The following is a 20,915-nucleotide window of genomic DNA, read 5'->3' on the forward strand; positions in this document are numbered from 1 at the left end:
TTCGCGCCACGCCCGACCGCGGGGCGTGGCGTGGCGGAGCGGCCGCACCGGCCGCCGCGGTCATGCTTGGCGCATGTTCGTCTTCAATCTGAGCAGCGCCTTCATCACCTTCTTCGCCGTGGTCGGCCCGCCCAAGGTCCTGCTGGCCTTCGCCCGGCTGGCCTCCACCCGGAGCACCCGGGAACTGCGACGGCTGGCGGCGTGGAGCACGATCATCTCGGCGGTGATCGGCCTGGTGCTCGGCTTCACCGCGGACGAGGTCACCACGCTCTTCCACATCAGCGACCAGTCGCTGCAGCTCGCCGGCGGGACGATCTTCTTCATCTACGCGGTCGCGCTGGTCTTCGGCGTCCACCTCGGCGGCGAGAACGAGGACGACGACCACCTGCCGAACCCGATGGTGGACGGCATCCGCGAACTGCTGCTGCCGTACATCGCCAGCCCGCTCGCGGTCAGCGCCGTGCTGGTCGCCTCGCTCGCCCGCAACGACTGGAGCTGGAAGGCCACCATCGGCGGGGCCTACCTCGCGGTCGTGGTGATCAACTACGTCTGCGTGGCCCTGCTGGCGCCGCTGATGCAGCGCACCCACCGCACCTCGCTGGAGGTGCTCTCCCGGCTGCTCGGGCTGCTGCTCGCGGCGGTCGGCGTGGAGCTGTTCCTGACCGGCCTGGCCGGGCTCGGGGTCCACCTGCCCGAAGGGCACTGAGCCGGGCCGCCCGGCGGGCCGCCACTCGTCAGACCGCGGCCGCCGCCAGCCGGGCCAGCACCTCGCCGATCCGCTCCCGCACCAGCGGATCGGCGACCAGCCCGTCCGGGCCGACCGCCCCGCGGTCCAGCGGGATGCGAACGCAGGCGCCGTCCACCACGGCCGCACCGGTGTAGCCGAGGACGGTCCGCAGGGTGGCCTCGGCGCCCTGGCCCCGGCCCGGGCCGGCCGCGTTGATCCAGCCGGCGGGCTTGTCGGCGATCTCCGTCCCGCCGACCGTCCAGTCCAGCAGGTTCTTGAAGGAGCCGGGCAGCGTCCCGGCGTACTCGGGGGTGCAGACCAGCAGCGCGTCGGCGGCCTCGACGGCGGCGCGCAGGGCGGCCACCGGCCCGGGCAGCGGGTCGGTGTCGTGGTCCGGGTTGAAGTGCGGCAGGCCGGCCAGCCCCGCGTAGTAGGTGGCCCGCAGGCCCGGGGTGGCGGCGGCCACGGCGGCGGCGGTGCGCAGCACGGTCTCGTTGGCGGAACCGGCCCGCAGGCTCCCGGGCAGCAGCAGGATGTGACGCTCGTTCGGCATGCCGAGGAACCTACCGTTCCGGCCCCGGGCCGCTCCTCGGTCGCGACGGCGCCGCGCCGCGCCGGGGCGACGGCTCCCCGGCGCTACGTCCCAGCGGGCGCGACCACCGGCCGCCAGGGCACCGGGCTGGAGAGGATCATCGAGCTGGACGGTTGGCCGTAGCCGCCGAGCCGGTCGCACAGGGCCTCGAAATCGGCCATCGTGGGCACCGCGACCAGCAGCGCGCAGCAGGCCCCGCCGGTGACCCGGTGCAACTGGAGCACCTCCGGCCAGGCGGCCACCTGGGGGTCGCGCAGCACGCAGCGCGGGCCGTAGCACTGGATCTGGACCAGCGCGGTGATCGGCAGTCCGGCCCGGCTGAGGTCCACGTGGGCGTGGTACCCGGTGATCACGCCGTCGGACTCCAGTCGGCGGACCCGTTCGGCCACCGCGGGTGCGGACAGGCTCACCCGGCGGGAGAGTTCGTTGTAGGAGAGTCTGGCGTCGGTCTGCAACTCGGCCAGCAGGCGGCGGTCGACGGCATCCATGACGGCTCCCGGAGTGACTGGAACGGGTGGTTTCGCGATCGTAAAGCGAATCGGCCGAACGCCTCGCGAACGACAGCCCGGATCGCGGTTGCGGTGTCCGTCGACCATTCAACCGGGGGGTCGCACCGCCGCACAATGGGCACCCCGGTGGAACCAGGCCGTCCGTCTGGTCGCCGGTCCGGGCGACGGGCCCGGGTGGATCAGGAGGAATCGGGATGGGGCACGACACGGTGGAGACGCCCAGCCTGTCGTTCGATCGGCACGGGGAGCCGGATCGGGGCACCCCGTACGCCCGCTACGTGTGCCTGGACGAGCTGCACAGCCTGCAGCACCCGCGCAGCAAGGTGCCGGCCGAGCTGTCGTTCATCGTCACCACGCAGGTGATGGAGCTGCTGTTCGACCTGCTGCGGCACGAGTGGACGCTCGCCCAGCGCGCGCTGCGCGAGGACGACCTGCCCGCCGCACTGGCCGCGCTGCGGCGCGGCACCCACGTCCAGGACGTGCTGGTGGAGTCCTGGGACCTGCTGGCCACCATGACGCCGCAGGAGTTCAACGGCTTCCGCGCGGCGTTCGGCCAGGCCTCCGGCTTCCAGTCCGCGGCCTTCCTGCACCTGGAGTTCCTGCTCGGCAACAAGAACGCCGCACTGCTCGCGATGTACGACGGGATGCCGCGGACGCAGGCCGAGCTGACCGAGGCGCTGCGCTCCCCCGGCCTGTACGACGACGCGCTGGCCCTGCTGGCCCGGCGCGGCCTGCCGCTGCGCCCGGAGCCCTCCGAGCAGCGCTACCGCGCCGGCGACGAGGTCGCCGCGGCCTGGCGCCTGGTCTACACCGACCCGGAGCACGCCGACCTGCAGCCGCTCGCCGAGGCGCTGCTGGACGTCGCCGAGCGGGTCACCCGCTGGCGCCAGCGCCACCTGTCCGCGGTCAAGCGGACCATGGGCGGCAAGCCCGGCTCGGGCGGCTCCAGCGGGCTGAGCTGGCTGCGCAGGTCCGCCGAGCAGGACGTGTTCCCGGAGCTGTGGACGATCCGGGACGAGCTGTGAACGAGGGGATGGGCATGGTCACGCGCGAGGAGTGCGCGGCGCTGGACGCCGTCGACCCGCTGGCGGCGTTCCGCAAGGAGTTCGCCCTGCCGGACGGGGTGGTCTACCTGGACGGGAACTCGCTCGGCGCGCTGCCGGTGCGCACCGCGGAGCGGGTGCGGCAGGTGGTCGAGGAGGAGTGGGGCCGGGAGCTGATCCGCAGCTGGAACGACGCCGGCTGGTTCGAGCAGCCGTACCGGCTGGGGCGGCGGATCGCCCCGCTGGTCGGGGCCGGGCCGGAGGAGGTGGTGGTCTGCGACACCACCTCGGTGAACCTGTTCAAGGTGCTCGTCGCCGCGCTGCGGCTGCGCCCCGGGCGGCGCACGGTGCTGGGCGACGGCGAGGCGTTCCCGACCGACCTGTACATCGCCGAGGGCGCCACCGGCCTGGTCGAGGGCGCGCGCAGCGTGCTGGTCCGGCCCGAGGAGCTGGACCGGCACCTGGACGGCGACGTCGCCGCGGTCGTCCTCTCGCACGTGGACTACCGCACCGGCGAGCTGCTGGACCTGCCCGGGATCACCGCCCGGGTGCAGGCCGCGGGCGCGCTGATGATCTGGGACGTCTGCCACTCGGTGGGCGCGCTGCCGGTCGAACTCGGCGCCGCGGGCGCGGACTTCGCGGTCGGCTGCACCTACAAGTACCTGAACGGCGGCCCCGGTTCGCCGGCCTTCCTGTACGTCGCCGAGCGGCACCTGGCGGCCGGCCCGCGGCAGCCGCTGAGCGGCTGGTTCGGGCACGCCCGCCCGTTCGCCTTCGAACCCGGGTACGACCCCAGGCCGGGCATCGGGCGCTTCCTGACCAGTTCGCCGTCACTGCTCGGGCAGGCCGCGCTGGGCGCGAGCCTGGACGTCTGGGAGCGCGCCGACCCGGCCGCCGTCCGGGCGAAGAGCCTGGCCCTGACCGACCTGTTCATCGGGCTGGTCGAGGGGCTGGACGGGATCGAGGTGGTGACCCCGCGCGAGCACGCCCGGCGGGGCAGCCAGGTCGCGCTGCGGCACGCCGACGGCTACCCGGTGGTGCAGGCACTGATCGCGCGCGGTGTGATCGGGGACTTCCGCGCACCCGACCTCATGCGGTTCGGCTTCACCCCGCTGTTCCTCTCGTACACCGACGTCTGGGACGCGGCCCGGGAGCTGGCCGAGGTGCTGGCCGGCGGGGAGTGGCGGGAGGAGCGGTTCGCCCGCCGCGGCGAGGTGACCTGAGGCCCGGCGCCGCGGCGAGGCCCGCCACGGGACAGTGACGCACGCCATGCCCAGGTCAAGTTCGACTCCCATCGCCCTCGGGAAACCTCTCGATTGACTCATCGTCAGTCACAAGGGGAGGTTTGCGTGAACATCGAACTCGGACCACTTTCGCCCGAACCCTTCATGCTGGCCCTGGGGTTGACCCTGTTCTTCCTGATCACGTGGACGCTGGGCCACCGCATCCTCCCCCGCGTCGAGCGGGTCCAGACCGAGCGGTGGGACGCGACCGAGGGCCGCACCGAACGCGCCGAGGCCATCCGCGCCGAAGCGCCGCCGACCGGGCCCAGGCCGCCGAACAACTCCGGCAGGACGTAGGGGAGTTGGCTGTGACGCTGGCCGGCCGGGTGGGCGGTGAACCGGTGCACGCCGTCGCCGCCGGCCGCCGCACGGTGGACCGCTTCTTCCGCTCCCGCTGAGCCGCCGTCGGCCCCTCGCCCGTGCTGGGCGAGGGGCCGACGCATGTCTGGGCCGTTGTTGCTGTTGTTGCGGTTGCTCGTTGCCCCGGGCAGGACCTAGCTGTGGCGGCCGCGACGGCGGGCGGCCAGGACGGCGAGACCACCGAGGCCGAGCAGGCCGACGCCGGCCAGACCGAAGACCATCGGGGCGTTGCCCGCGCCGGTGGAGGGCAGCTCACCACCGCCACCGGGGTGGTGACTGGTCGGGTGCTCGGACGGGTGGTGGCTGGTCGGGGCCGGGCCCGAGCTGGACGGACTGGCCGAGGGCGAGGAGGACGGGGACGACGACGGCGAGGAAGAGGGCGACGACGACGGCGAGGAGGACGGGGAGGACGAGGGCGACGAGGAAGGCGAGGAGGACGGGGACGACGACGGCGAGGAGGAGGGCGACGACGACGGCGAGGTGGACGGCGACGGGCTCGGCGTCGTCTGGCAGTCCGGCAGGTCCCCGTCGAACGGGTAGCTGTGGATCTCGTAGCCGCCGGTGCCGGTGTGGATCAGGTTGCCCGCGAGGTACACCCGGCCGTTCATCCCGGGCTGGGCGATGGTCGTGGTGCCGCCCGGGTTGCCGGCCAGGACCGAACCCTGGAACTGGGCGCTGCCGAGGATCTGCGCCGAGGTCGCGGTCGGGAAGTTGTACATCAGCTTCGACCGCATGTCGGTGGTCTGGTCCCCGGGCTGGCCGGTGCCCGTGTAAGTGTTGATGATCGGGCTGTCCCCGAGCATGTTCACCACGACGGTGGCCCCGGCCGGAATGTTGTTGAAGACCAGTCCGATCTGCCCGCCGCTCGGCGAGGCCAGGTTCTGGGAGACGTTGAAGACCTGTTTCAGGCTGGTGCCGTCACCGGTGAAGGTGGCCTCGCTGTTGGTGACGGCGACGGTGCCGGTCGCGGCGGCCTTGCCGACGCAGTCGGAGATCTCCTCGATCTGGGTCAGTACGTCCTGGTAGGGGGCGGCGGCGTTCGGGTCCTGGATCGACTGGCCGGTGGGGTCGATGTTGACGGTGCCGGTGACGCTGCCCGCGTGGCGCAGGTTGCCGAAGGCCGGGCCGTGGGAGTCGCTGCCGCCGATCAGGATCGAGTTGCCGCTCACGGCGTCGACGTTGCCGCCGGTGGTGACGAAGTCGCTGCCGTTGGGCGGCACGACGCGCGAGCCGACGCCGACGACGCCCATGTTGTAGATGCCGCCGCCGTTCTTGTCGACGGTGAGGTTCCCCAGCGCGACGATCTTGCCCTCGGCCTCGGCCGCACGGCCGTTGACGGTGTAGTTGCCGCCGGTGAAGACGTTGATGCTGGCGTCCCGGCCGGGGAAGTCGCCGTTGTTCGGCGGCGGCCAGGTGGCGGGGCAGTCGGGGCCCGTGCAGGCGCCCAGCGGCGGGGCCAGCGGCGCGGCCGAACCGACCGTCAGCACGGCCGCCAGCGGCAGCACCGCGACGACGGTCGCCACGGCGACCCGGACGGTCCGGCGCCTGCGGGTGGCGGGTTCTCTTCTCACGGCGGTCGTTCTGTGATCCGGCGTACCGGTGCCCTGACCCATCGACACATTCCTCCGCGCATAGGAAAAGGAGCAGGTATGCACAACCTGCCCCGTTCGTACTATCTGCTGGCGATCCCGCAGATCCGGGACATCCAACCTTAAATCGGGCGATTCCTACCCTACAGATCCTCAGATCCGATCCGAGAATCCACCGCGCGGCGCAGCAGTCGCCTCCCACCGGCCCTGCCCGGACGACCTCCGCGCCGCCCCCGCCCGACGTCCGCGCCCGTTAGGTTGGAGCAATGACCTCCGAGGCCCAGGACCAGAGCACGCCGCTCGTCGCCGTCGCGTCCGCCGACGCCGTACTGCGGCACCCCGAAGCGGGCGAGCACCTGCTCACCCCCCTCGAACTCGAACGCGCCGCCCGCTTCCGGCACGAGTCCGGGCGGATCGACTTCACCGCCGGCCACGTGCTGGTCCGGCTCTGCGCCGCCCGGCTGCTCGACGTCCCGGCGGCCTCGCTCACGCTCGCCCAGCAGTGCCCGGACTGCGGCCTGGCCGACCACGGCAAGCCGTACCTGCCGGACCACCCCGAGGTGCACGTGAGCCTGTCGCACACCCGGGGCGTGGTGGCGGCCGGAGCCGGCCGCCAGCCGGTCGGGGTGGACGTCGAGCTGGCCGCGCGCGGCGGATCGCTGGGCGCGGTCGCCCGCCGAGTGCTCTCCCCCGCCGAACTGCGCCTGGTCGAGGCGGCACCGGAGCCGGACCAGGCGTTCCTGCGGCTGTGGGTGCGCAAGGAGTCGCTGATCAAGATCGGGCGGGCCACCCTGGACACCCTGGCCACCGTCGACCTGTCCGACCTGCCCCTGGACGTCCCGCCCGGCGCCCCGCTGCGCAGCCGCCACCAGGACCTGCACCTGCTCGACTGGGCCGACCCGGAGCACGGCGCCGCCGTCGCGGCGGTCAGCACCGCCGCGCCGAGGATCGTCCAGCTGACGACGGCGGGCTGACCAGGGCGCGCTGACCAGGGCGGAGCTGCGCCGCGCTGCGGAACGAGCACGCCCACCCGCACGGCGAGCCCCCGGATAAGCGGTGTTAGCGTGCCTGATCGCGGGCGCGCCGCCACCGGACGCCCGCCGCACCAGCTGCCCACCGCCGGATTAAGGGTGTCCCCGCCATGGCCAAGTTCCTGCTGAGCCTGCACGTCCTCGCGTCGGTCCTGTTCATAGGCCCGGTCGCGGTGGCCGTCAGCATGTTCCCGCGCCGGGCCAAGGCCGCGCTGGCCGGCGGGCCGGACCAGGCCTCGGACGCGGGCGTGCTGCGGATCCTGCACCGGATCACCCAGGTCTACGCCCTGCTGGGGGTCGCGGTGCCGGTGATGGGCATCGGCCTCGCCCAGGTGATGGACGTGCTCGGGCAGTCCTGGATCATCGTCTCGATGGTGCTCACCGCGATCGCCGCGCTCTCGCTGCTGCTCTTCGTCCTGCCCGGGCAGCAGGCCGCGGTGGACGCGCTCGGCGCCGACACCGCGCCGGAGCAGCACGCCAAGGCCGTCCAGGGCCTGCGGCTGCTGCCGATGACGGCCGGGGTGTTCAACCTGCTGTGGGCGGTGGTCGTGGTGCTGATGGTCATCCGGCCGGGGTCGAGCACCGGCGTCTGAGCCGGGCCCCCGAAGCCGTACCGAAGCCGTAGCGAACGAGGGACTCCGCCGCCCGGCCGTGCCGGCCGAAGCCACGCCGACCGGGCCGAAAGGCCCTCTCCCCCGGAGCTGGCCCGGTCCAGTACCGTCCTGGCCATGACGATCATGGCGGGCATGGGCAGCCCGACGGGTACCGGAGTCGGTCCGCTGCTGCGCGGCTGGCGCGAACGGCGGCAGCTCAGCCAGTTGCAACTGGCCCTGCGGGCGGACTCCTCGACCCGGCACCTCAGCTTCGTCGAGAACGGCCGCTCCCGGCCGAGCCGGGAGCTGGTGCTGCGGCTCGCCGAACACCTGGACGTCCCGGTCCGCGAGCGCAACACCCTGCTGCTCGCAGCCGGCTACGCCCCGCACTTCCCCGAGACGCCGCTGGACGACCCGTCGATGGACGCGCTGCGCGGCGGCCTGGAGCGGCTGCTCGCCGCCCACGACCCGTACCCGGCGCTGGTCGTCGACGGGACCTTCCGCGTGCTGGCGGCCAACCGCTCGCTCGGGCTGCTCCTCGACGGCGTCGCCCCGCACCTGCTGGAACCGCCGCTCAACGCGATGCGGATCGCCCTGCACCCCGAGGGGCTGGCGCCGCGCATCGTGAACCTGCCGCAGTGGCGGCGGCACCTGCTGGAGCGGGTGGAGCACCGGATCGAGCTGCTGCGCGGCGAGGCGCTGCGGCGGCTGTACGAGGAGGTCGCCGGCTACCCGACGACGGCGGACGCCCCGGGCCCGGGCGGGGAGCAGGCGGACGGCGCCGGGCTGTTCCCGTTCGCGCTGCCGATGCGGATCCGGCACGAGGGGCGGGTGCTGTCGTTCCTGTCCACCATCACGACCTTCAACACGCCGCTGGACGTGACGGTCTCCGAGTTGGCCATGGAGACCCTCCTGCCGGCCGACGCGGAGACGGTGCGCTTCCTCCAGGACGCGGTCGGCCCGGAACGCTGACCCCGATTCAGGTGCGGCGCCCCTCGGTGCCACCACCGACGCCCCCGGCCCGACCGTCGCGGCCGTCGCGTCGGCGCAGCGCGGTGAACTGGAGGACGACGAACAGGGCCACCACCACCGCCTGCAACGGGATCCAGACGACGCCGGCCGTGGTCGGCTCCAGCCAGGCCGCCATCGCCACCAGGCTGAGCACCACCCAGACGGCGTTGAGGTCGATCACCGCCCGCACCGCGAGCCGGGGCGGCCGCCGGCGGGCGGCCAGGGCGCCGACCCCGAGGGCGTAGCCGGTGAGGAAGAGCCCGAGGGCCGGCAGCACGCCGCGGCCGACCCCGAGCAGTTCGCCGACCGGGCCGGCGAAGCCCAGGTAGACGAGGCCGTTGCCGCCGGTGACCAGGGCGTCCAGGGCGAGCACGCCGCGCACCGTCCACAGGGGGGAGGCGGGGCCGGGGCGGGCGGGCGTGAGGGTGTTCGCGGACATGGCGGATCAGCCTCCTGACGGGGACGGGGACGGGGCCCGGCGGCGGTGACGCCGGCCGGGCTCCCCACCCTGCCCGCCCGGCCGCCGGGCGTCGATTACCCCGCAGGTAAGGGCCCGCGGCCGAGACCGGTCGCCGGGGTGCCCAGGGCCGCGCCCCCGGCGACCGGCCGACTCAGCCCGGCAGCCCGAAGAGCGCGGCGGCGTTGTCGTGGCAGACGGCCCGCAGCCACTCCTCCCCCAGGCCCACCCCGGCCAGCGCCTCCAGCTGGTGCACGTACCGGTACGGGATGTTGGGGAAGTCGCTGCCGAGCAGGACGCGGTCCCGGAGGGCGCGCAGGCGCGGCAGTTCGGCGCGCGGGAACGGGACGTCGGCCTCGGCGAAGTCCGTGAAGGCGATCGTGGTGTCCAGCCGGACGGCCGGGTGGCGCTCGGCGAGGTCGAGGAAGTCGCGGTACTCGGGCATGCCGAGGTGGGCGACCACCAGGACCAGTCCGGGGTGGCGCTTCAGCACCTCGCCGATCGGGCCGGGGCCGGTGAACTCGCCCGGCACCGGTCCGGACCCGCAGTGGGTGACCACCGGCGTGCCGGTCTCGGCGAGCAGCCCCCACACCTCGTCCAGCTGCCGGTCCGCCGGGTCGTAGCCGCCGACCTGCACGTGCGCCTTGAACACCCGGGCGCCGTCCTCGATCGCGCGGGCCACGTAGCCGGGCGCCTCGGGCTCGGGGAAGAACGTCGCGGTGTGCAGGCACTCCGGGGTGCGGACGGCGAAGTCAGCCGACCAGGCGTTCAGCCAGCCGGCCATGCCGGGCCTGTGCGGGTAGAGCATCGAGGTGAACGCCCGGACGCCGAAGTCCCGCAGCCGCTGGACGCGCTGCTCCTCGGCCTCGCGGTAGGTGATCGGCCAGGGCCGGTTCACCAGCGGGCCGGCCGCGTCGAAGTACGCCCACACCTTGTCGAGGACGTTCTTCGGCATGAAGTGGGTGTGCACGTCGATGAGGCCCGGCAGGCCCAGGGCCTGCCAGAACGCGCGGACCTCCTGGGATTCGCTCACGCCGGCACCGGGCGGGCCCGGTCGATGATCCCGGCGGTGTCGACGCCGGACGGCAGGGTGCCGAAGGCGGAGCCGCGGTCGCCGGCGAGGCGGGTGGCGCAGAACGCGTCGGCCACCGCCGGGCTGCCGTGGCGGACCAGCAGCGCGCCCTGGAAGGCCAGCGCCATCGACTCGACCAGCCGGCGCGTCCGGTACTCCAGGTCGGCCTGGTCGGTGAGCTGCTTGCGCAGGTCGGCGACGGCCGCGTCCAGCCGGCGGTCCGCCCCGGCGGCGGCGTCGAGCTCGCCGAGGAAGGCCTCGACCGTCTCCGGGCGCTTCGCCATGGCGCGCAGCGCGTCCAGGGCGGCGACGTTGCCGGAGCCCTCCCAGATCGACACCAGCGGCGCCTCCCGGTAGAGCCGGGGCATCCCGGACTCCTCGACGTAGCCGTTGCCGCCCAGGCACTCCAGCGCCTCGGCGGCGTGCGCCGGGCCACGCTTGCAGACCCAGTACTTGGCCACCGCCAGGCCCAACCGCCGTACCAGCGCCTCGGGTTCGTCCCCGGCCAGGGCCAGGTCGGTGCTCCGGGCGAGCCGCATCGCGACGGCGGTGGCCGCCTCGGACTCCACCACCAGGTCGGCGAGCACGTTGCGCATCAGCGGCTGGTCCACCAGCGGCCGGCCGAACGCGCGCCGGTGCAGGGCGTGGTGGACGGCCCGGGTGGCGCCGTAGCGCATGCCGGAGGCGGCGCCGACGGTGCAGTCCAGGCGGGTCATGTTGACCATCTCGATGATGGTCGCCACCCCGCGCCCCTCCTCGCCGACCAGCCAGCCGACCGCGCCGTCGTACTCCAGCTCGGCGGAGGCGTTGGACTTGTTGCCGAGCTTGTCCTTGAGGCGCATCAGCTGGAGGCGGTTGCGGGTGCCGTCCGGGAGGACGCGCGGCAGCATGAAGCAGCTGAGCCCGCCCGGCGCCTGGGCGAGCGTCAGGAACAGGTCGGACATCGGCGCCGAGGTGAACCACTTGTGGCCGGTCAGCCGGTAGGTGCCGTCCGGGTGCGGGGTCGCGGTGGTGGTGTTGGTGCGGACGTCCGAGCCGCCCTGCTTCTCGGTCATCGACATGCCGGCGATCAGCCCGCGCTTGGTGCGCGGCTCGCGCAGCCCGAAGTCGTACGTGGTGGCGGCCAGCAGCGGCTCCAACTCGCCCGCCAGGGAGGGGTTCGCGCGCAGGGCCGGGACGGCGGCGTACGTCATAGAGATCGGGCAGGTGTGGCCGGCCTCGACCTGCCCCCAGACGAAGAACTTGGCGGCCCGGGCGGAGTGGGCGCCGGGCCGCTCGTCCCGCCAGGGCGCGGCGTGCAGGCCGTGCGAGACGGCGGTGCGCATCAGCTCGTGCCAGGCCGGGTGGAACTCGACCTCGTCGACGCGGTGGCCGAAGCGGTCGTGGGTGCGCAGGACGGGCGGGTTCTCGTTGGCCAGCCGGCCCCACTCGGCGGCCTGCTCGGAGCCGGCCAGGCGGCCGAGCTCGTGCAGTTCGGACTCGGCCCAGCCGGCGCCGGCCCGGTGCAGGGCGGCGAGCAGGGTCGGATCGGCGGCGGTGTCGTGTCCGTACGGCAGGGGCACCTGGTTGGTGACCTCATGCGTCGCTGTCATCGCGTCCTCCCAGGGCACGCAGGGTGAAGGAGACCAGGGCGGGGACCACGTCGGTGGTGCCCGCCGACTTCGTGGGCGCGGCCGTCCGTGCGGGCGCGGCCGTTGGCTCAGGCGCGGGCGCGGCCGCGAGCGGGCCGGCCAGCGCCTCGCCGACCGCACCGACCAGCGCGGCGGCGGTCAGCACCGGGTCCTGCTCGGGGAGTTCGCCGCTCGCCACGGCGGCGGCGATCTCGGTGGCGATCACGTCCCGGAACGCCCGGCGGAACACCAGGCGCTCGCTGTCCACGACCGTGTCGGCCGGCTCGACCAGCAGCGCGTACGCCAGCCGGGGCGCGCGCAGGGCGCGGGCGGCGAAGGTCTCGACGACCGCGGCGACCCGCTGCCGCGGGCCCTCCCGGAGGGCGACGGCGGCGTTGACGGCCGCCATCTCGCGGGTGACCACCCGGCGGAACAGCTGCACGGACAACTCGGCCTTGTTGGCGAAGTGCTGGTAGAGGCTTCCGGTGGCGATCCCGGCGCGGTCCGCCACGGCGGCCATCGTGCAGCCGCCGTAGCCGCGTTCGGCGAGCAGCAGGGCGGCCGCCTGCAGCACGGCCTCGCGCTGGGTGTCCAGCCGGGCTTGGACGGCGGGCGTGCGTCGGTAGGCCATAAAAGTATTGAAGCACTGATTCAGTGCTTCAGACAGGGGTCGGCCCCGCCGTATGCGCGAGGAGGCCGCCCCCGACTGGGGACGGCCTCCTCCAAGGCGTCACACGGTGTCACGGCCCGCCGGTCACAGCGGGTGGCGCTCTACAGCGGGTGGCGCTGCGACTCCAGCTTCAGGCCCTCCTCGTCGAGCGGGCCGAACGGCGGGATCTGCTGCTTCTTGCCGAGCGAGCGGGCGGCGTCCTGGTCGCCCAGGCCGGCCCACTCCAGCACCTTGGCGGTCGCCTCCGCCGACTGCGCGGCCGGCAGCTGGCCGATGTTGGAGCCGTGGTTGCCGCCCGGCACGGTGTAGACGTAGCTGTCGTCACTGCCCCGGCCGAGCTTGAACGGCTTGGCACCCCACGGGTCGTTACCGCCGTAGACGTACATGATCCGCTCGGCGTCGTGCTTCACCCAGCGGTCGATGTCCCGCATCGTGTTCGGGTTGAAGGAGACCGGGATGTCCTTCGGCACGTACGACCGGGCCGAGTACAGCTCCTTGTAGTCGTAGTGCAGCACGCCCTTGAGGTGCGAGACGTCGAAGAACGGCGCGCCCAGCTCGGTCGCGGCCTGGTAGTAGTACGCGGTGTACTTCGCCAGCGACTGGTCGCTGTTGCCGGTGATGCCGGACTGCGAGTCGAACCACGCGTACAGCGCGTCGTCGGTCGCGGTGGCCGCGGCCGGGACCTTGGCGCAGTCCGCCTCGGTGCTGTACTGCCAGAACGCCCAGACCACGTCGAGCACGCCCGCCTCGTACGCCCGGTCCGGCGTGCCGAGGGTGTTGAAGGTCGAGCCGGCGGCCTTGTTGTCGGCCACGTAGCGGGTCTCCAGGCGGTCGCGGCGCACCAGCAGCTCGCGCTGGGCGGCGTTCAGCGCGGCCCGGCACTCGGGGGTGCCGACGGTGCGGAAGAAGTTGGTGTAGGCCGCGTAGTCGTTGACGTCGGTGTTGTTCGGCGCCACGTACGCGATCGTGCCCGCGACGTCGTCCGGGTAGAAGCGGCGGAAGTAGGTGGAGGACATGCCGCCCTTGCTGGCGCCGGTGGAGAGCCACTCCTGCTGGTAGATCCGCTTGAGCGCGGTCACCAGCCGGTGCGAGTCGGCGGCCTGCTGGCGGATGCCGGCCTTGGACCAGTCCGCCGGCTCGGGGCGCGACGGGGTGAAGTACCGGTACTCGATGGACACCTGGTTGCCGTCCACCAGCCGGGTCGGCTCGGTGCGGGACGGGTTGGTGCCCAGCGTGTAGCCGTTGGTGTAGAAGACGGTCGGGCGGTCGTAGCCCCGGTGCAGCACGCTGAAGCGCTGCTGGAAGGTGCCCAGCCAGGGGCGGAAGTGGTCGATCGGCTGGGTGTAGGTGAGCAGGAAGTAGCGGTGGCCGGTGGTGGTCGGCTTCTCCTCGGTGATCTTCACCCCGGGGATCGCCGCCAGCCGGTCCTTGATGTCGGCATTCGGGTCGTCGGCGGGGCTCCGGCCGTGGGCGGCCCCGGCGGCGTCGGCGCCCTGGGCACCGGCGGCCAGCGCCGGGGTCGCCAGGCCGCCGAGCGCGAGCAGCGGTATCAGCAGGACGGAAACCAGCAGCCTTCGCAGCGTGGTGGTCATCAACTCTCCATTGGTCACACGGATATGACTGCCGCCCTGTCGGGACCGACAGTGCGGCGCGGGTGGTGCGGCGGCCGTCCGGTGGACGGCCGAATGGGCCACCCGCCGTTCATGGGTGGCCCATCGGGGATCGGTGCTGGTCAGCGGGGTCGCCCCGGTTCCGTCACGTCGTGACGGTCGGGCGCGGGGTGGCGGTCGGCTCAGGCCAGCTCAGGCCAGCTCAGGCCAGGACCGTCGCGGCGATCGGGTCAGGCCGTCGCGACGGTCGGGTCAGGGCCGGACCAGGGTGCAGCCGGGCAGGGTGAGGTCGAAGCGGTTGCCGGCGGCGAAGCAGGCCGGGATGCCGTAGGTCTCCTGGGCGTAGCCGATGCCCTGGTGCACCGTCACCGAGCCGTTCTCGTCGACCTCACACGGGTTGTCGAGGGTGCAGGACTCGCCGTTCTCGTTGATCGTGTTGTTGACCGCGACCACCTGCCCGGTGTTCGCGTCCACCACCGGCGAGCCGGAGGTACCACCGATCACGTTGCAGCCGGAGGTGTAGCGGACCGAGTCCTTGAAGGTCCAGTCGGCCTCGTTCAGCTGGTAGGCGAAACCGTCGATCGAGCAGGAGTAGATCTTCTTCCAGTAGCCCGAGACGACCTTGATCGAGGTGCCCTGCGTGGGGTGGGCCGCGGAGATGGTCAGCGGGGCGATCCCGTACCGGGACTGGATCGAGGCGTAGCTGGTGTTCAGCTGGTAGATCGACACGTCGGTGTCGGTCATGGCGCCGTAGACCACCTTGGTCGCGCGCAGGGTACCGAGCCCGCTGCCGCTGGAGCTGAGCAGGGTGAAGGTCCGGCTGGAGGGCTGGTTGAGGATCACCTCGCCGGGGCCGGGCATCCCGGACTCCAGGCAGTGGCCGTTGGACAGGACGAGGGCCGGGTCGCTCGCGGCCGAGCCTGGCATCCGGACCAGCGAACCGGAACAGTTGTTGAGGGCCACCGTCCCGGCGAAGTTGACGGCGCGGGGGGCCGCCTTGCTGTCGGTGACCTGGGCCTGGGCGCTCAGGGACTGGCCGTCCTGGGCCGCGGCGGACACGGCGGCGGGGGCCTCCGCGGTGGCGGCCTGGGCCGGGAGGGCGCCGGCGAGGGCGGTTGCTCCGGCGACCAGGACGGTGGCGAGCATGCCTATGAGCGGCTTCTTCATGAGAGACCTCTCGGTGTGGGGGTGCACCAAAGCTGTCGCGGACATGACTCACTGTCAAGAGTCAAGACGACACCAAGAAAGCACTTCGGCCGCAATGGCTCGTTCGCGCGGTGGCGGCGGTGCGCCGGCCCCTCCCTTCGCACCGCCGATCGCGTCAACCCGCCCCACGGCCCCCGTCCGCCACGTACTGTGGCGACATCGGACGGGTGACCACAGGGGGCAGGAGTGACTACCGAGTACCGCAGCGACGCGCCGTCGGAGCCCACGGGGGCGGGTGGGCGGTTGCTCGCCGTGAGCGACCTGCACATCTCCTACCAGGAGAACCGCGACCTGGTGGAGAAGCTCCGGCCCACCAGCCCCGACGACTGGCTGCTCGTCGCCGGAGACGTCGCCGAACTCACCACCAGCATCGAGTGGGCGCTCGGACTGCTCGCCGAACGCTTCGCCCGCGTGGTGTGGGCCCCCGGCAACCACGAGCTGTGGACCCACCCCGAGGACCCGGTGCAGCTGCGCGGCGTGGCCCGCTACGACCACCTGGTCGACCTCTGCCGGAGCCTCGGCGTGCTGACCCCCGAGGACCCGTACCCGCTCTGGCAGGGCGCCGGCGGACCGGTCCGCATCGCCCCGCTCTTCCTCCTGTACGACTACTCCTTCCGCGCGCCGGGCACGACCACCAAGGAGGAGTCCCTGGCGGCCGCCTACGAGAGCGGCATCGTCTGCGCGGACGAGCGGATGCTCCACCCGGACCCGTTCCCGGACCGCGACTCCTGGTGCCGCGAGCGCGTCCGGCTGACCGAGCAGCGGCTGGCGGCCTGCGACCCGGACGTACCGCTCGTCCTCGTCAACCACTACCCGCTGGTCCGCCACCCCACCGAGATCCTCTGGTACCCCGAGTTCGCCCAGTGGTGCGGCACCGAACTGACCGCGGACTGGCACCGCCGCTTCAACACCGCGGCGATGATCTACGGCCATCTGCACATCCCCCGCAAGACCAGCTACGACGGCGTCCCGTTCGAGGAGGTCTCGCTCGGCTACCCGCGCGAGTGGCGCAAGCGCGGGCTGCCGGAGCCGCTGCTGCGCGAGGTCTTCCCGCAGGCGTAGGTACGCGCTGCCCCGCCGCCCGAGCGTCCGGCGGCGGGGCGGATCTCCGACGGATCAGGCCCCCCGCGCCTGCTCCCCCGCCTCGTCCCCTACCTTCTCCCCTGCCTTCTCCTGCGCCTTCTCCTGCGCCTCCTCGAAGGTCGCCGACGCCTCCGGCCGGGCGAGCGTGACCACCAGGTCGCCGTCGCTCACCTCCGCGATCAGCGTGTCGCCCTCCCGCACCGTGCCGTCCAGCAGCAGGTTGGACACCCGGTTGTCCAACTCCGACTGGATCGTCCGGCGCAGCGGCCGGGCCCCGAACTCCGGCTGGTACCCGCGGTTGACCAGCCACTCCTTGGCCGCCTCGGTGACCTCCAACCGCACGTCCTGCGCCTTGAGCCGCCGCCGGCTGCGCTCCAGCAGCAGGCCGACCACCGACAGCAGGTCCTTCCGGGTGAGCGCGTGGAAGACGATCACCTCGTCGATCCGGTTCAGGAACTCCGGCCGGAACTGCTGGTGCAGGTCGCGCATCAGGTCGCCGCGGATCTCGTCCACGTTCCCGGCGTGGTCGAGGATGCGCTGCGAGCCGATGTTGCTGGTCATGATCACCACGGTGTTGCGGAAGTCGACCGTACGTCCCTGGGCGTCGGTCAGCCTCCCGTCGTCCAGCACCTGGAGCAGCAGGTTGAAGACGTCCGGGTGCGCCTTCTCCACCTCGTCGAAGAGCAGCACGCTGTACGGCTTGCGGCGGACGGCCTCGGTCAGCTGCCCGGCCTCGTCGTAGCCGACGTACCCGGGCGGGGAGCCGACCAGCCGGGAGACGGTGTGCTTCTCCTGGAACTCGCTCATGTCGAAGCGGATCATCCGGTCCGGGTCGCCGAACAGCAGCGCCGCCAGCGCCTTCGCCAGCTCGGTCTTGCCCACGCCGGTCGGCCCGAGGAAGAGGAAGGAGCCGGTCGGCCGGTCCGGGTCGCCCATCCCGGCCCGGCCGCGGCGCACCGCCTGGGCGACCGCGGTGACCGCCTCGTCCTGGCCGATCACCTTCTCGTGCAGGTGCTGCTCCAGCTTGAGCAGCCGCTCCCGCTCGGTCGCGTTCAACTCCGCGACCGGGATGCCGGTCCGGGACGACAGCACCTGCGCGATGTCGTCGGCGGTCACGTCGACGACCTCCTCCCGGGACTCCGCGACGGCCGCCAGCTCGTCCTCGGTCTGCCGCAGCTCGGCCTTCAGGTTGGCCGCCCGCACGAACTCCTCGTCCGAGACGGCCTCGTCCAACTCCCGCTTCAGCTTGGTGATCCGGTCCTGCACCCCGGTCGCCTCGGTCGAGCCGCTCAGGCTGCGCAGCCGCACCCGGGCACCGGCCTGGTCCAGCAGGTCGATCGCCTTGTCCGGCAGGAAGCGGTCACTGACGTACCGGTCGGACAGCGTCGCCGCCGCGTCCAGCGCCTCGTCGGTGAACCGCACCTGGTGGTGCGCCTCGTACGCGTCCCGCAGCCCCCGCAGGATCTCGACCGTCTCCTCGACGCTCGGCTCGGGCACCAGCACCGGCTGGAAGCGGCGCTCCAGCGCGGCGTCCTTCTCCACGTGCTTGCGGTACTCGTCCAGCGTCGTCGCACCGACCACGCTCAGTTCGCCGCGTGCCAGCGCCGGCTTGAGGATGTTGCCGGCGTCCATCGAACCCTCGCCGCCGGAACCCGCGCCGACCACGGTGTGCAGCTCGTCCAGGAACAGGATCACGCTCTTCTCGGCCGCCGTGACCTCGTCGATCACCTTCTTCAGCCGCTCCTCGAACTCGCCCCGGTACTTGGAGCCGGCCACCAGGGCCGTCAGGTCCAGGGTGACGACCCGCTTGTCCCGCAGGCTCTGCGGCACGTCCCCGGAGACGATCCGCTGCGCCAGCCCCTCCACGATCGCGGTCTTGCCGACGCCCGGCTCGCCGATCAGCACCGGGTTGTTCTTGGTCCGGCGGGAGAGGATCTCGACGGTCTGCTCGATCTCCTCGGCCCGCCCGACCACCGGGTCCAGCCGTCCCGAGCGCGCCGCCTCGGTGAGGTCCAGCCCGTACTCGTCCAGCGTCGGCGTCTCGCTCGGGTGCGCGCCCGTACTGCTGCGCTCCCCACCGACGCCGCGCCCCTCCAGCACCGTCTTCAGCGCCTCCTGCGAGGGCGCCGCGTTGCGCAGCGCCGTCCCCGCCCCGGACCGCTCCTGGTCCAGCAGCGCGCCGAGAATGTGCTCCGGCCCGATGTACGAGGCCCCGGCCGCCTGCGAGCGGGCGTGCGCCGCCAGCAGCGCGCGCTTGGCCGACGGCGTCAGCGCGGGCTGCCCGTCGTCCACCGCCGCCGGGTCCCCGGACGGCAGCGACCGCTCCAGGTCACCGGCCAGCTGGTCCGGGTCGATCCCCGCCCGCTCCAGCATCCGGCGCGACGGCTCCACCCGGGTGGCCGCCCAGGCCAGGTGCCCGGTGTCGAGGTCGCTGGTCCCGTCCTCGCCGGCCCGGTGCGCGGCCAGCCCCAGCAGCTCCTGCGAGGACTCGCTCAGCAACCGCCCGATCGGCACCCGCTGCACGGCGGGCGGAGAGGCCATCGGGCTCATCCCGAAGAAGCGGCTGAGCAGATCGGAGAACGGATCGCTCGATCCGAACGGGGGCATGGTCACGGAGGATCACCTCTCCCAAGCGGTGTGCAGCCACCCAAACACAGCCCGCCCCACCCCGCCTCCCGAGCCGGCCCAGGACGACCTCACCCCGTGAACCGCTCCAGCAGCACGCCCCCGCTGTACGTCACCGCCATCGCCGCCAGCCCGCCCGCGACATTGCGCAGCACCGCCCGGCCCGGTCCGGCCCCGCCCAGCCGGGCACTGACCCACCCCGACAGCGTCAACGCCGCCACCACCGCCGCCACCGTGGCCGCCACCCGCCACGACTCCGGCGGCAGCAGCACCGCCAGCAGCGGCACCAGCGCGCCCAGCGTGAACGCGGTCGCGCTGGCCAGCGCCGCCTGCCACGGGTTCGTCAGCACCTGCGGATCGATGCCGAGTTCGCTCTGCGCGTGCGCCGCCAGCGCGTCCCGCGCGGTGAACGCCACCGCCACCTCGCGGGCCAGGCCGTCCGTCAGCCCGCTGTCCCGGTAGTAGTCGGTCAGCTCGTCGAGCTCCCCCTCCGGGTCCTCCGCCAGCTCCCGGCGTTCCTTCGCCAACGCGGCGCGCTCGGTGTCCCGTTGGGTGCTGACCGACACGTACTCGCCCGCCGCCATCGACATCGCCCCCGCCAGCAGCCCGGCCACCCCCGCCGCCAGCAGCACCGCCCGCGACTCGGCCGCCCCCGCCACCCCGGTCACGATCCCGGCCGTCGACACCACCCCGTCGTTCGCCCCCAGCACCGCCGCCCGCAGCCAGTTCAACCGCGCCGACAACTCCGCCCGAGCCTGCCCGCTCACCGCACACCACCCCTCGGGGCCCACCGTCTCCCCCGATCCTCACCCACCCCCACCACCCCTGCCACCCGCGACCGCCCGACGCCGGGCCGGAGCCTTCCCGGGCCCCGGACGGAGTACGGCCGGCCGATCTGCGGGGATCGGCCGGCCGTTGCGACAGGAAGCGAAGGTCACCGAGGGGTGATCTCGCCCATCTCCCCCCAGCCGTCCATGCCGGGGATCTCGGTCGAGACGATCTGCGGCTTGGCGGCCACCGCGTACGACATGTCCTCCATCGCCTTCACGAAGTGCGCGGACTCCACGTGCGCCTTGCCCGCGTCACCGTCGCGGAACGCCTCGACCAGGACGAACTCGTTGGGGTCGTCGACGCTGCGGGACCACTCGAAGAAGATGTTGCCGGGCTCGTCGCGGGTGGCCCGGGTGAAGCCGTCGACGAGGCTGAGCCATCCGTCGGCGCGCTCGGGGCGGACCGGGAACTTGACGGTGATGAAGATCATGGGACTTCCTTTCGTTCCACGTGCGCACGTGGCCATGCGGGCAGCGGCGGCCGTTCAACGAGCACAAGTGGCCATTGTCCCAGGTCAGACGAGGGGTCAGAGCTCGCTCTTGTGATCGGCGGTTCGCGGAGTCCACCGGGACGCGGGGAGGTACCCGCGGTCCGCCTCCTCCCCGGTGGCGGACCTGCGCATGGCCGGTGCCGTCTGTGCGGGTGAGCGCGGCGGGCTCCTCCCGCAGCTCCAGCGCGGCCAGGCGCCTCTCGACACGCTCGGCGAACGAGTGCGGGTGGTACGAGCCCGTTCTCGATGCGGCCGATCGTGGTGAGACCGTCCGCGCGTGTACCGAAACTGCGAGCACGACCGCGGCCCAGGTCGGGATCATGATCCTGACCTGGGCCGCGGTGGACGTTTCAGCTGTTCACGGGGTGGGCGCGGACGGTTTCGAACCGCCGACATCTGCTTTGTAAGAGCAGCGCTCTACCACTGAGCTACGCGCCCCCTGTCGTGGCCCGGTGGGGGCGCGACGACTGCCTAGGGTACCTGGTCCCGGGGGGTGCTGTGGTGCGGGTGGTCGGGGAGTGGG

At 73.0% G+C, this 20,915-nt stretch carries 20 protein-coding genes and 1 tRNA gene; 8 read left to right on the forward strand and 13 right to left on the reverse strand.

Going from position 1 to position 20,915, the window contains the following annotated elements; translation table 11 throughout:
• Nucleotides 1-73: 73 nt before the first annotated feature.
• Nucleotides 74-706 carry a MarC family protein gene (locus tag ABT015_RS09375; protein WP_350878086.1) on the forward strand — a complete coding sequence of 211 codons (633 nt, stop codon included), beginning with the start codon at nucleotides 74-76 and terminating at the stop codon, nucleotides 704-706.
• A 28-nt stretch (nucleotides 707-734) separates the two neighbouring features.
• Here the strand turns inward: ABT015_RS09375 and ABT015_RS09380 are convergent, their stop codons facing one another.
• Both ABT015_RS09380 and ABT015_RS09385 read right to left on the reverse strand, forming a co-directional pair.
• Nucleotides 735-1,280 carry an NADPH-dependent FMN reductase gene (locus ABT015_RS09380; RefSeq protein ID WP_350878087.1) on the reverse strand — a complete coding sequence of 182 codons (546 nt, stop codon included), beginning with the start codon at nucleotides 1,278-1,280 and terminating at the stop codon, nucleotides 735-737.
• Nucleotides 1,281-1,363: 83 nt separating this feature from the next.
• Entirely contained in the window at nucleotides 1,364-1,807 is a 444-nt protein-coding gene (locus ABT015_RS09385) for an Lrp/AsnC family transcriptional regulator (protein ID WP_350878088.1), read from the reverse strand.
• Nucleotides 1,808-2,022: 215 nt separating this feature from the next.
• Between ABT015_RS09385 and ABT015_RS09390 the strand changes: the two genes are divergently transcribed.
• The 3 genes from ABT015_RS09390 (at nucleotide 2,023) to ABT015_RS09400 (ending at nucleotide 4,451) form a co-directional block, all read left to right on the forward strand.
• Entirely contained in the window at nucleotides 2,023-2,853 is an 831-nt protein-coding gene (locus tag ABT015_RS09390) for a tryptophan 2,3-dioxygenase (protein ID WP_350878089.1), read from the forward strand.
• 14 nt (nucleotides 2,854-2,867) lie between these two features.
• On the forward strand, nucleotides 2,868-4,094 hold the full coding sequence (kynU, locus tag ABT015_RS09395) for a kynureninase (protein ID WP_350878090.1): 1,227 nt from the start codon (nucleotides 2,868-2,870) through the stop codon (nucleotides 4,092-4,094).
• Nucleotides 4,095-4,220: 126 nt separating this feature from the next.
• Nucleotides 4,221-4,451: a hypothetical protein gene (locus tag ABT015_RS09400; RefSeq protein ID WP_350878091.1), complete on the forward strand. Its 231-nt coding sequence runs from the start codon at nucleotides 4,221-4,223 to the stop codon at nucleotides 4,449-4,451.
• A 197-nt stretch (nucleotides 4,452-4,648) separates the two neighbouring features.
• Here ABT015_RS09400 and ABT015_RS09405 read toward each other — a convergent pair whose 3' ends face one another.
• Entirely contained in the window at nucleotides 4,649-6,085 is a 1,437-nt protein-coding gene (locus ABT015_RS09405; RefSeq protein ID WP_350878092.1) for a choice-of-anchor A family protein, read from the reverse strand.
• A 284-nt stretch (nucleotides 6,086-6,369) separates the two neighbouring features.
• On the opposite strand from ABT015_RS09405, the gene ABT015_RS09410 reads away from it, so the two are divergent.
• The 3 genes from ABT015_RS09410 to ABT015_RS09420 all read left to right on the forward strand — a co-directional run bounded on the left by ABT015_RS09410 (nucleotide 6,370) and on the right by ABT015_RS09420 (nucleotide 8,699).
• Entirely contained in the window at nucleotides 6,370-7,077 is a 708-nt protein-coding gene (locus tag ABT015_RS09410) for a 4'-phosphopantetheinyl transferase family protein (protein ID WP_350878094.1), read from the forward strand.
• A 167-nt stretch (nucleotides 7,078-7,244) separates the two neighbouring features.
• On the forward strand, nucleotides 7,245-7,727 hold the full coding sequence (locus ABT015_RS09415; RefSeq protein ID WP_063347418.1) for a DUF2269 family protein: 483 nt from the start codon (nucleotides 7,245-7,247) through the stop codon (nucleotides 7,725-7,727).
• 135 nt (nucleotides 7,728-7,862) lie between these two features.
• Nucleotides 7,863-8,699 carry a helix-turn-helix domain-containing protein gene (locus tag ABT015_RS09420; RefSeq protein ID WP_350878095.1) on the forward strand — a complete coding sequence of 279 codons (837 nt, stop codon included), beginning with the start codon at nucleotides 7,863-7,865 and terminating at the stop codon, nucleotides 8,697-8,699.
• A 7-nt stretch (nucleotides 8,700-8,706) separates the two neighbouring features.
• Here ABT015_RS09420 and ABT015_RS09425 read toward each other — a convergent pair whose 3' ends face one another.
• The 6 genes from ABT015_RS09425 to ABT015_RS09450 all read right to left on the reverse strand — a co-directional run bounded on the left by ABT015_RS09425 (nucleotide 8,707) and on the right by ABT015_RS09450 (nucleotide 15,324).
• Nucleotides 8,707-9,177 (reverse strand): hypothetical protein, encoded by a 471-nt coding sequence (locus tag ABT015_RS09425; RefSeq protein WP_350878096.1) that lies wholly within the window; start codon nucleotides 9,175-9,177, stop codon nucleotides 8,707-8,709.
• 172 nt (nucleotides 9,178-9,349) lie between these two features.
• Entirely contained in the window at nucleotides 9,350-10,228 is an 879-nt protein-coding gene (locus ABT015_RS09430; protein ID WP_350878097.1) for an amidohydrolase family protein, read from the reverse strand.
• On the reverse strand, nucleotides 10,225-11,859 hold the full coding sequence (locus tag ABT015_RS09435; protein WP_350878098.1) for an acyl-CoA dehydrogenase family protein: 1,635 nt from the start codon (nucleotides 11,857-11,859) through the stop codon (nucleotides 10,225-10,227). Before ABT015_RS09435 ends, ABT015_RS09430 begins: the two co-directional genes overlap by 4 nt.
• Nucleotides 11,843-12,508, reverse strand: coding sequence for a TetR/AcrR family transcriptional regulator (locus ABT015_RS09440; RefSeq protein ID WP_350878099.1), 666 nt, complete (start codon nucleotides 12,506-12,508; stop codon nucleotides 11,843-11,845). Before ABT015_RS09440 ends, ABT015_RS09435 begins: the two co-directional genes overlap by 17 nt.
• A gap of 140 nt (nucleotides 12,509-12,648) precedes the next feature.
• Nucleotides 12,649-14,139 carry a S28 family serine protease gene (locus ABT015_RS09445; protein ID WP_350878100.1) on the reverse strand — a complete coding sequence of 497 codons (1,491 nt, stop codon included), beginning with the start codon at nucleotides 14,137-14,139 and terminating at the stop codon, nucleotides 12,649-12,651.
• Between the two features lie 270 nt (nucleotides 14,140-14,409).
• Nucleotides 14,410-15,324 (reverse strand): S1 family peptidase, encoded by a 915-nt coding sequence (locus ABT015_RS09450; RefSeq protein WP_350878101.1) that lies wholly within the window; start codon nucleotides 15,322-15,324, stop codon nucleotides 14,410-14,412.
• A 225-nt stretch (nucleotides 15,325-15,549) separates the two neighbouring features.
• On the opposite strand from ABT015_RS09450, the gene ABT015_RS09455 reads away from it, so the two are divergent.
• Nucleotides 15,550-16,425: a metallophosphoesterase family protein gene (locus ABT015_RS09455; RefSeq protein ID WP_350878102.1), complete on the forward strand. Its 876-nt coding sequence runs from the start codon at nucleotides 15,550-15,552 to the stop codon at nucleotides 16,423-16,425.
• Between the two features lie 54 nt (nucleotides 16,426-16,479).
• Here the strand turns inward: ABT015_RS09455 and ABT015_RS09460 are convergent, their stop codons facing one another.
• From ABT015_RS09460 to ABT015_RS09475, 4 genes are all read right to left on the reverse strand, one after another.
• Nucleotides 16,480-19,053 (reverse strand): ATP-dependent Clp protease ATP-binding subunit, encoded by a 2,574-nt coding sequence (locus ABT015_RS09460; RefSeq protein ID WP_402446383.1) that lies wholly within the window; start codon nucleotides 19,051-19,053, stop codon nucleotides 16,480-16,482.
• Between the two features lie 89 nt (nucleotides 19,054-19,142).
• A complete protein-coding gene (locus ABT015_RS09465) occupies nucleotides 19,143-19,838 on the reverse strand; it encodes a VIT1/CCC1 transporter family protein (RefSeq protein ID WP_350878105.1) in 696 nt (231 codons plus the stop codon).
• A gap of 167 nt (nucleotides 19,839-20,005) precedes the next feature.
• Nucleotides 20,006-20,332, reverse strand: coding sequence for a putative quinol monooxygenase (locus ABT015_RS09470; RefSeq protein WP_350878106.1), 327 nt, complete (start codon nucleotides 20,330-20,332; stop codon nucleotides 20,006-20,008).
• A 426-nt stretch (nucleotides 20,333-20,758) separates the two neighbouring features.
• Nucleotides 20,759-20,830, reverse strand: a tRNA-Val gene (locus tag ABT015_RS09475).
• Between the last annotated feature and the right edge of the window lie 85 nt (nucleotides 20,831-20,915).

This window comes from Kitasatospora sp. NPDC094016 (assembly GCF_040304045.1).
Lineage (GTDB): Bacteria > Actinomycetota > Actinomycetes > Streptomycetales > Streptomycetaceae > Kitasatospora.